Raw genomic sequence first — 10,606 nt, forward strand, 5'->3', positions numbered from 1 at the left:
GCCCGGGTGCTGGGCTTCATCGCGGCGAACACGGTGTAGGGTCCGGCGCTCACTTGGCGCTCACTTGGCGCTCACTTTGACGCTCACTTGGCAAACAGCCTGCCAATGTCGGCGAAGGCCTTGAACTCCAGCGCGTTGCCCGATGGGTCGAGGAAGAACATCGTCGCCTGTTCGCCGGGCTCGCCCTTGAAGCGGATGTACGGCTCGACCACGAACTCGACGCCATGAGCCTTCAGCCGCGCGGCCAACGGCTCCCAGTCGGCCATCGGCAGCACGATGCCGAAGTGGCGCACCGGCACGCCATGACCATCGACCGCGTTGCGCTGCGTCGGGCCGGTTTCAGCGGGCGCGAGGTGGGCCACGATCTGGTGGCCGTAGAAGTTGAAGTCGACCCAGTCGTCCGCGCTGCGGCCTTCGGGGCAGCCCAGCAGTTCGCCATAGAAGCTGCGGGCCAGTGCGATGTCGTGCACCGGGAACGCCAGGTGGAAGGGGGACATCAGGGCGGGATTCGAGGTGGGGGCTTGCATGGCGGCGGGGCTCGGATTGGCTGGGATGCCTGCCATCGTAGGGCACGATCAAAAGACTCGGCAAGCCGGCACGGCTGCTCGCGCAACTCGTTTGCGATGCCTACGGTGGCAAGGGCTCAGCCGGCCAGATCGCCGACCGCGGGTGATGATTCCGGATACAGCCCACGCACGCGACCGAACAGCCGCGTGAGGCCGAGCAGCGCATCGATGGTCGGCGTGGCCAGGCCCAGGTGTTGCCCGATCTCCTGCACCGCGGTGACCAGTGCGTCCAGCTCGATCGCCCGGCCGGCTTCCACGTCCTGCAGCATCGAGGTCTTGATCGCGCCCAGCTTCGCGGTGATCTGATGCCGGTCTTCCGGGCTCTGTGCAATTGGGCAGCCGATGCGTGCGCCGATGGCCGCCGCTTCGCGCATCGCCGCCGAGCAGAAGTTGCGCAGCAGCGGGTCGGCCAGGATGCGGTCCATCGTGGCGCCGGTGAGGGCCGACACCGGGTTCATCGTCATGTTGCCCCACAGCTTGTACCAGATGTCGTGGCGCACATTGGCCGAATGCGTGGTCTCGAAACCGGCATGGGCCAGCAGGTCGACCACCGCCTGCGCACGCTCACTTTGGCCGCCAGCCGCTTCACCGACGATCAGGCCCTGGCCCATGCGGTGCAGCACCAGGCCCGGCTCGGGCGTGGCGGTGCTGGCATGCACCACGCAGCCCAGCACCCGCGAGACCGGCAGCGCGTGGGCGACGACGCCACCGGGGTCGACGCTGTGCAGCGGCGCGTCGCCAAAGCCGGGCACGCTCTGGCAGAACCACCAGGGCACGCCGTTCATCGCCGGCATCAGCAGCGTGTGCGGTCCCAGCAGTGGCGCCAATGTGGGGGCCAGGGCGGGCAGGGCGGGGCCCTTGACAGCAAGGACCACCAGGTCCTGCACGCCCAGTTCGGCGGGGCTGGCGGCTGCGTGGGCCGGAGCCTGCAGCAGGCCGGCCGCTGTCTGCATGCGCCAGCCCGACGATTGCAGTGCGGCCAGCGTTGCGCCGCGTGCCAAGGCCGAGACCTGGGCGCGACCGGCCTGTGCCAGCCGCGTGCCGATGAAGCCGCCGATCGCGCCGGCGCCGACGATGCAGACTTTCATGCTTCCTCCGTGGGGCTTGCCTTCGCAAGGCGCAGATTGTCCTTGAAGCGCTCGAGCTTGCGCTCGGCCGCACTCATCGCGCTCCAGACCGGTAAAGGCTTGCTGCGCGGCCAGGATCGCGGCCTCGACATGCCTGGTGCGCCAGGCCCATCGATTGGGCCGTGTGCCGATGGTCTTTGGCCGCGGCCTCTGCTACTGTGCCCGCTCACGATGCGCAGGAGGCCCCCATGCCCACCGATGCCACGAACGCCGCCCGACCCAGCCGCCGCCGCGCGCTCGGCACACTGGCCGCAGCGGCCGGGCTGCCGGTGCTGGGCCAGGCTGCGGCGGTGCCGCGCCAAGCTGGTGTGGCGCAGCGCAAGGTGGCCGTCATCGGCGCCGGCATGGCCGGCGTGGCCTGTGCCTGGTTGCTGGATGGCGATTGCGAGGTCAACCTGTTCGAGGCGCGGGCCTCGATCGGCGGCAATGTGCAGAGCGTGCCGCTGACGGTGGGCGGCCAGAGCCTGATCGTCGATGTCGGCGCGCAGTTCTTCCACCCCGGGCCTTACCCGACCTATGTGCAGTTGCTGACGCAGTTGGGTCTGTACCCGCCGTCCACCGGCGGCTCGCACGCGTTCATCGCCAGCATCACGGTGGACGACGCGTCCGAAGCGCAGCCGCGCTTCGTCTCGCCGATCTTGCCGGGCCGCGCCTGGCCGCTGCTGGCGCCGTGGAACCGCAGCGGCATCCAGGCCTTTTCCACGATGTTCCGCGCGGCGCAGCAGCGCGAGGAGAAGGATGCGTCGTGGAAGCTCACGGTCGGCGCCTGGTTGCCGACGCTGCAGCTGAGCCCGGCGCAGATCGACGGCATCTTGCTGCCCTGGATCGCCTCGCTGTACTCCGGCGACATCGAGCAAGCGCGCACGCTGTCGGCCCGCGCCGCGCTGGTCTTCGCGGCCAAGGCGCTGCCGCCGAATCCTGTCGACCCGCTGCTGTACTACGTGCTCGAGCGCGGCATGGCCGATGCGCTGCAGCGCATGGTGGATCAGTTCAGCAGCGTCACGCTGCACACGGCCGCGCCGGTGACGGCGGTGAGCCGGCTGCCGCAGGGCGGTTTTGCGCTGCAGGCCGGCGGTGGGCCGATGCAGGTGTTCGACGACCTGGTGTTCGCTTCGTCCGGCCCGCCGACATCGGCCCTGCTGCAAGGCCTGCCCGGTACCGCGGCGCAGCGCGCGGCGCTGCAGGGCATGGCCTTCTTCGACGCGACGCTGGCGATTCACGAGGATGCCGCCTACGTCGCGCAGCAGCCTTCCTGGCGCTCGTTCCTGAACTGCCGCGTGCAGGGGCCGTTCTGCGAGGCCAGCATGGACCTGGCCCAGGTGCTGGCGCCGCCGCCCGCCGGCAGCCTGCCGCCGCTGTGGAAGAGCTGGGTCAGCCACCGCCAGGCGCTGCCCGCCGCGCCGCTGCATGTGAGCAGTTTCAAGCACATGCTGCCGACACCGGACACGCTGGCCGCGCAGCAGCTGATGCAGTCGCTGCAGGGCCAGGGCGGGCTGTGGTTTGCAGGCGGTTACCTGCGGCCCTTCGACGCGCAGGAAACGGCGCTGCTGTCGGCGATGGGTGTGGCCGAAGTGCTGAACCCGGGCGGCGCGCGCCTGGCCTCGCTGGCCGCTCAAGGGCGGCGCTAGCGCCTGATCGCTCGCGGGCGGTGCTGAGCTTGCTGGCCGCTCGCGGGCCGCGCTTGTGCGCCTGGGCGGCGCACCGGCCGCGAGCGGCATCGGCGATCACCGTTGGCGAATGGCAAGGGCATGCCGCGAGCACAGAGTCGACATATAATGCGAATCATTCGTATTTACAATTGCAGTCGCCTCCCGGACCCGGGCAGATCGCCATCGCGCGCCAGCTGCTGGCGCGCGTGATGGGCTGGCTGCTCGATGAACAGTACCTCTGGCATGACCCGACATCCCTCGACCCTTCCCGCCCACCGCGCTGCGCGGCGCCCGCTTGCCGCCCGGCCGCTGTGCGCGCTGGCCATTGCCTGCGCCGCGCATGCGGCGTCGTTCGCGGCGCCGCCCGCGGCCGGGCCGATGAACCTGCAGCAGGCGGCCCAGCCGCTGGACCAGGCCCTGGTTCAGCTCGCGGCGCGCATGGGCCTGCTGATCGGTGTCGATGCCGAACTGGTGCGCGGCAAGCAGGCCCCGGCGCTCAACGGCAGCTACACGCCGCAGGCCGCGCTGCGCGTGCTGCTCGAAGGCTCCGGTCTGGAGGCCGTGGCGGGTACCGACGGCAGCTACTCGCTGAAGCGGGCGGCGCCCGCTGCGGCGGCCCCCGCCGGCACGCCGCCGACGCGGGCGGCCGCAGCGCCCGGGACCGAGGCGGTGCTGCCCGTGGTGCGGGTGAAGGCCAGCGCGGCGTCCCCGGAGTACACGCCTTCGCCGCTGACGGCCACGATCGGCGGCGGCGCGCTGGGCGCGCGAACCCAACTGGAGACGCCCTTGTCGACCACCGTCGTGACGAGCGACGAGCTGGCGCAGCGGCAGGTGAGCAAGCTGGGCGATGTCTTTGCGCTCGATGCGGCGGTGACGGACAACAGCGGCGCCTACAGCAGCTGGGCCAGCTACGTGAGCGTGCGCGGATTGGAACTCGATTGGCAGAACGCCTACCGCATCGACGGCAACCCCTTCCTGAGTTATGCCATCACCTTGCCCTACGAACACTTCGAGCAGATCGAGCTGCTGAAGGGTTCATCCGGCTTCTTGCACGGCTTCGGCTCGCCGGGCGGGCTGATCAACTACGTGACGAAGAAGCCCAGCGACGAGCCGCTCAGGACAGTCGAGATCGGCCACAAGTCGAACAGCATCTGGACCGCCGGCATCGATCTCGGCGGACGGCTGGGCACCGGCAAGACCTTCGGCTACCGCCTGAGCGCGGTGCACGAGGACGGCAAGACCTTCAACGACGGCACGGTCGATCGCCAGTCCGTGTCGCTGGCGCTGGACACCCGCCTGACGCCTGAGTTGACCTGGCATCTCGAATCGCTGTACCAGCAGCGCAGGACCGAGGGGCAGACCCCGGCGATCTCGGCGCAGCAGCTGGCGGACAGCCACCTGCCCGGCACGGTGCGCGGCGACAACCAGGGCTTGCTGAGCCAGGGGCAGTTTCTCGACACCGAGTTCGGCATCGTCTCCACCGGCCTGAGCTACCGGCTCGGCCCGAACTGGGTGGCGAGCACCCGCTACAGCCACAGCAGCTCCAGGCGCAGCCGCAACGAGAGCATCCTCTACCTGCAGAACGCGGCCGGCGACTACGACGAGTTCCGCTCGGACACGCGCGAGGGCCATGGCTTCGACCACTGGCAGGCCCTGGTCGAGGGCCGGATGTCCGGCGGCGGCATCGAGCATCAGCTGACGGCCGGCGCCTCGTGGCAGCAGCAGTCGAACGACTACAGCGTCAACGGCGTCTGGACCTCGCTGGGCAGCGGCAGCCTCTTCAGGCCCAACGGCAGCAGCTACCTCACCCAGGGCGGCCTGAACCTGTACCGGGCCGGCGACATCACCCAGAAGGCGGCCTTCGCCAGCGACACGCTGAAGCTGTCGGAGCGCTGGTCGGTGCTGGCCGGCTTGCGCCACACCCGGTATGCGCAGACCGACTTCGACACCGGCGGCAGCCCGCAGGGCCGCTATGCCGACCGCGTGACCACACCGACCGTGGCCCTGATGTTCAAGCCGGCACCGGGCACCTTGCTCTACGGCAGCACCATGGAGTCGCTGGAGCCGGGCCGCACGGTCGGCTCCACCTATGCGAATGCCAACCGCCTGCTCGACCCGCTGGTCAGCCGGCAATACGAAGTCGGCGCCAAGTCCGAGCAGCGGGATTGGCAAGCCACCGCGGCGCTGTTTCGCATCGAGCGTCCCAGCGAGTACGCCAACGCCGCCAATGTGCTGGTGCAGGAAGGCGAATCGGTCTACCAGGGGCTGGAGCTGGCCGCCGCCGGCCGGCTGGGCTCGCAATGGCAGCTCGCCGGCAGCCTGATGCGCCTGGATGCCAGGTACGCCCGGGGCCTTGCCAACATCGGCCACCGCGTCGCCGGCGCGCCGGAGTGGATGGCGACGGCGCGCGTGGTCTACCAGGTGCCGCAGCTGGCCGGGCTGGACCTGACGGCCGATGCCAAGTTCACCGGCGACGTCATGCTCAACGCGGCCAACACGGTGGTGGTCGGCCGCCACACCGTCGTCAATCTCGGCGCCGTCTACCGGCTGCGCATCGGCGGCTACGCGGCCACGCTCCGGGCGGCCGTCAACAACGCCGGCCAGGCGCGATTCTGGGAATACCAGTACGCGAACTGGATCAAGCCGGCCGATCCGCGCAGCATCAGCCTGAGCGGCCGGCTCGAGTTCTGAGCGCCCCCGCGCGCCGGCTCGCGTGAGCCGGCGGCCGCGCTGGCGGCGTGCCCGCGGCCGACGTTCGTCCCCGTGCCACGTCGCTTCGCTCCACGCGGCGTGCCGTTCGTCGCGTCGGATGGGCGCGGCAATAGTTCACGGTTAAGCTTTCGGATTCCTGGCGGCCCCACGAGGGCCTTGAAGGGCCCGACGCGGCGGATCGCCCGTTCATGAAGGTCCTGGCCAGCAACGATCCTGGAGCTTCAAGTCGATGATGCATTCCCGCGTGCGGGCCGCTGTGGCCGTGCTGTCTCTCGTGATGGGTCTTGCCGCTTGCGGCAAGACGGGCCAGGAAGGCGCACCCGGCGGCGCCAGCGCCGCGGTCAAGACGGGGGCTTCGGCGCCCGCCAAGCCGCTGCTGATCTCGCCGGAAGACCTGCGCACCGTGGGCAAGAGCCTCAGCGGCTCGGGCCCGGTGATCACCGGCTCGATCCAGCCCGAGCGCCGGGCCGACTTGCGCGCCGAAGTGTCGACCGTGGTGCTGCAGGTGCTGAAGGACAACGGCGAGCCGGTGCGCAAGGGCGAGTTGCTGGTGCGGCTGGACGACACCGCCATCCGCGACAGCCTGACCTCCGCCGATGAATCGGCGCGCGCCGCCAGCCAGAGCTTCGAGCAGGCCGAGCGGCAGTTCCAGCGCATGCGCGCGCTGCAGGCCCAGGGCATGAGCTCGATGCAGGCGATGGAAGACGCCGAGATGCGGCGCAACAATTCGCAGAGCGACCTGGTCGCCGCGCGGGCCCGCGCCGCATCGGCCCGCCAGCAGCTGCAGCGCACGGAGGTGCGGGCGCCCTTCGATGGCGTGCTCGCCGACCGCAAGGTCTCGGCCGGCGACACCGCGCAGGTCGGCAAGGAACTGGTCAAGGTCATCGACCCGGCCAGCATGCGTTTCGAGGGCCTGGTGTCGGCCGATCGCATGCAGGAGATCAAGGTCGGCCAGGGCGTCGGTTTCCGCGTCAACGGCCTGGGGCCGACAGAATTCAGCGGTCGCGTGCGGCGCATCGATGCGATGGCCAACGCCACCACGCGGCAGGTGGAGGTGCTGGTCGATTTCACGCAGGCGGCGCGGCCCAAGGTGTCCGGGCTGTATGCCGAAGGCCGCATCGAGACCGGCAGCACCGAGGTGGTGGTGGTGCCCGAGGCCTCGGTGCAACGCAGCGGCGACGACGCGCATGTCTGGCGCATCAGCGAGCGCAAGCTGCAGAAGCAGGCCGTCAAGCTGGGTGACCGCGATCCGCGCCGCGGCGTCTACGTGCTGCTGGGCGGGGTGAAGGAAGGCGACCAGATCCTGCGCAATCCGAGCACCACGCTGGTCGATGGCCAGGCGGTGGAAATGGCCGCCGCGGCGTCCAAGACCGGAGGTTGAGCGATGTTCCTCTCCGACTTCAGCATCAAGCGGCCGGTGGCCACGGTGGTCATCATCATCTCGCTGATGTGCCTGGGCATCCTGGCCTTGACCAAGCTGCGCGTGAACCAGATCCCGGACGTCGAGCAGCCGGTGATGGTGGTCAGCATCCTCTACCCCGGCGCCTCGCCGGACACGGTGGAGCGCGAGATCATCAACCGCATCGAGAAGCAGCTGCAAAGCATCTCCGGCGTCGACCAGATCCGCGCCACCGCCAGCGAAGGCAATGCGCGGGTGGTGATGATCTTCAAGTTCAGCAAGAACATGATCGAGGCCGCCGACGAGGTGCGCAACGCCATCGGCACGGTGCGCTACAAGCTGCCGATCGAGATGCGCGAGCCGGTGCTGCAGCGCCTCGACCCAGCGGCCCAGCCGATCATGCAGCTGGCGCTGTCGTCCAGCACGCAGACGCATGCCGAGATCTCGCGCCTGGCCGAAGACAAGCTGGCCGACCGCTTCCGCGGCATCAACGGCGTGGCGGTGGTCAATGTCAACGGCGCGTTGAAGCGTGAGCTGAGCGTGCTGCTGCGCGCCGAGAAGCTGCGCGAGTACAACGTGTCGGTCGGCGAGGTGGTCACCGCGCTGCGCAACCAGAACACCACCGCGCCGGTGGGCAAGGTGCGCGGCACGCTGGAAGACCAGAGCATCCGGCTGGTCGGGCGGCTGGAGTCGCCGACGGACTTCGACCAGATCGTCGTCAAGCGCAGCGGCGAAGAAACCATCCGCCTGGCCCAGCTGGCCTCGGTGAAGGACGGCTTTGCCGAACTCAGCGGCGTCAGCGTGCGCAACGGCAATCCGAATGTCGGCATGTCGGTGGTGCGCTCGCGCGACGCCAGCACCGTGTCGGTGGCCGACGAAGCGCGCAAGCTGGTGGCCGAGATCAACAAGACGCTGCCGCAAGGCACCAAGCTGGAAGTGACGCAGGACGGCGGCGTCGATGCGCAGAACAGCCTCAACAATGTCATCCACGCGCTGGTCTTCGGCGCCGGGCTGACCATCCTGGTGGTCTACCTGTTCCTGAACTCCTGGCGCTCGACGCTGATCACCGCGCTCAGCCTGCCGACCTCGGTGATCGCGGCCTTCATCGCCGTGTGGCTGTGCGGCTTCACGCTGAACTTCATGAGCCTGCTCGGCCTGTCGCTGGCCATCGGCGTGCTGATCGACGACGCCATCGTCGTGCGCGAGAACATCGTGCGCCACATGGAGCGCGGTGAAGACCGGCGCACGGCGGCGCTGAACGGCACGGCCGAGATCGGCCTGGCGGTGGCGGCGACGACGTTCTCGATCGTCGCGGTGTTCATTCCGGTGGCATTCATGCCCGGCGTGTCGGGCGAATGGTTCCGGCCCTTCGGCCTGACCGTGGTGGCCTCGGTGCTGGTGAGCCTGTTCATCTCGTTCACGCTGGACCCGATGCTGTCGGCCTACTGGGGCGACCCCCCTGGTCATCACCTGGAACCCAAGCACGGCATCAGCAAGCTGCTGGCGCGCTTCAACATCTGGTTCGACCACCAGGCCGATCGCTACGGCAAGGTCATCGCCTGGGCGCTGCATCACCGCGCCTGGATGTTCCTGTTCGCCTTTGCCAGCCTGGCCGGCGCCATCGCGCTGCAGGCCAAGTACGGCGGCTCCAGCTTCCTGCCGAGTTCGGACTACGGCACCATCGCCATCGAGGTGCGCACACCGTCGAGCAGTAACCTCGAATATGCGCGGCTGAAGGTCGAGGCCGCGGCCAAGCTGGCGCGCACGGTGCCCGAAACCAAGGCCACCAACAGCACCGTGAACATCGGCGGCGGACGGGTCTATGTCGACGTCGGCAAGAGCCCGACGCGCAAGCGTTCGTCGATCGAGATCGCCAAGGAGTTGCGCACGCTCACCGCGCGCCTGGTCGGCGCCGAATACACCGTGCTCGACGACCTGAACAACGGCGCGCAGAAACCGGTGCAGATCCGCTTCACCGGCACCGATTCACGCCAGTTGCTGGAGATCACCAACGGCTTCATGGACAAGCTGCGCCAGGTGCCGGGGGCGGTGGATGTCGGCCTGTCGGAGCAGGATCCGCAGGACGAGCTGAAGATCGAGCTCGACCGCGGCCTGGCCAATGCGCTGGGCATCTCGGTCAACGACGCGGCCCAGGCGCTGCGCGTGGCCTTCGCAGGCATCGAGGTCGGCGACTGGATCGACCCCACCGGCGAGGCGCGCGACGTGGCGGTGCGCCTGCACCCGGACGACCGCATCGCGGCCAGCAACATCGAGCGCCTGCCGATCGCCGTGACCGGCACCAACCGCATGGTGCCGCTGGAGCAGATCGCCACCGTCAGCATGGGCAAGGGTCCGTCGCAGATCCAGCATGCGGATGGCAAGCGCACGATCTCGGTCTCGGCCAATGCGCAGGGCCGATCGCCCGGCGAGGTCACCGCAGAGGCGCTGAAGATCGCCAAGGCCATCGCCTACCCGCCCGGCTACGGGCTGGAGCTGGCCGGTGCGTCGAAAGACCAGCAGGAGGTGTTCGGCGCCATGATCACCGCACTGCTGATGGGCGTGGCGCTGATGTACCTGATCCTCGTCGTGCAGTTCGGCTCGTTCACCGCGCCGCTGCCGGTGATGATCTCGCTGCCGCTGAGCCTGATCGGCGTGGTGCTGGCGCTGCTGATGACCGGCGGCACGCTGAACCTGATGAGCCTGATCGGCGTGATCATGCTGATGGGCCTGGTGGCCAAGAACGCCATCCTGCTGCTGGACGCCGCGCGGGCCCAGGAAGCCGAGGGCGTCGAGCGTGAAGAGGCCTTGATGACCGCCGGCCGCAAGCGCCTGCGGCCGATCCTGATGACCACCTTCGCGCTGATCGCCGGCATGCTGCCGGTGGCCATCGGGCTGGGCGAGGGCGGCGAGTTCTATCGCCCGATGGCCGTGGCCATCATCGGCGGCACGATCACGTCCACCTTCCTGACCCTGCTGGTGATCCCGAGCTTCTACGACTCGATCGAGATCAAGCGCGACAGCGCGATCAGCAAGTTCCACCAGCGCACGCTGCGCTGGAATGCCTTCGTCGCGTTCGTGCTGACCTTCGTCGAAGCGCTGCTCGCGCTGGTCTTCGTGCGGCTGATCTACCGGTTGGTGATGCGGCTGGCGCGC

The 10,606-nt window shown here is 69.1% G+C and carries 6 protein-coding genes; 4 read left to right on the forward strand and 2 right to left on the reverse strand.

The window, feature by feature from the left end:
* Positions 1–83: 83 nt before the first annotated feature.
* Complete coding sequence (locus tag VLK61_RS29695; protein ID WP_325426913.1) at positions 84–527, reverse strand: VOC family protein; 444 nt, start codon at positions 525–527, stop codon at positions 84–86.
* A gap of 116 nt (positions 528–643) precedes the next feature.
* Positions 644–1,654, reverse strand: a complete 1,011-nt coding sequence (locus tag VLK61_RS29700) for a 2-dehydropantoate 2-reductase (RefSeq protein ID WP_325426915.1) — start codon at positions 1,652–1,654, stop codon at positions 644–646.
* A 227-nt stretch (positions 1,655–1,881) separates the two neighbouring features.
* Between VLK61_RS29700 and VLK61_RS29705 the strand changes: the two genes are divergently transcribed.
* The 4 genes from VLK61_RS29705 to VLK61_RS29720 all read left to right on the forward strand — a co-directional run.
* Positions 1,882–3,321, forward strand: coding sequence for an FAD-dependent oxidoreductase (locus VLK61_RS29705; protein ID WP_325426917.1), 1,440 nt, complete (start codon positions 1,882–1,884; stop codon positions 3,319–3,321).
* Positions 3,322–3,585: 264 nt separating this feature from the next.
* Complete coding sequence (locus VLK61_RS29710) at positions 3,586–6,033, forward strand: TonB-dependent siderophore receptor (RefSeq protein WP_325426919.1); 2,448 nt, start codon at positions 3,586–3,588, stop codon at positions 6,031–6,033.
* Positions 6,034–6,283: 250 nt separating this feature from the next.
* Positions 6,284–7,435, forward strand: a complete 1,152-nt coding sequence (locus VLK61_RS29715; protein ID WP_325426921.1) for an efflux RND transporter periplasmic adaptor subunit — start codon at positions 6,284–6,286, stop codon at positions 7,433–7,435.
* 3 nt (positions 7,436–7,438) lie between these two features.
* On the forward strand, positions 7,439–10,606 hold a 3,168-nt coding region (locus tag VLK61_RS29720; RefSeq protein WP_325426923.1), incomplete at its 3' end, for an efflux RND transporter permease subunit.

The organism is Aquabacterium sp., from assembly GCF_035476535.1.
Taxonomy (GTDB): Bacteria; Pseudomonadota; Gammaproteobacteria; order Burkholderiales; family Burkholderiaceae_C; genus Pseudaquabacterium.

Excerpts from the sequence above, each read along its gene's own strand:
- VLK61_RS29695 (WP_325426913.1), bottom strand. The coding sequence starts at position 527 with ATGCAAGCCCCCACCTCGAATCCCGCCCTGATGTCCCCCTTCCACCTG.
- VLK61_RS29700 (WP_325426915.1), bottom strand. The coding sequence starts at position 1,654 with ATGAAAGTCTGCATCGTCGGCGCCGGCGCGATCGGCGGCTTCATCGGC.
- VLK61_RS29705 (WP_325426917.1), top strand. The coding sequence starts at position 1,882 with ATGCCCACCGATGCCACGAACGCCGCCCGACCCAGCCGCCGCCGCGCG.
- VLK61_RS29710 (WP_325426919.1), top strand. The coding sequence starts at position 3,586 with ATGACCCGACATCCCTCGACCCTTCCCGCCCACCGCGCTGCGCGGCGC.
- VLK61_RS29715 (WP_325426921.1), top strand. The coding sequence starts at position 6,284 with ATGATGCATTCCCGCGTGCGGGCCGCTGTGGCCGTGCTGTCTCTCGTG.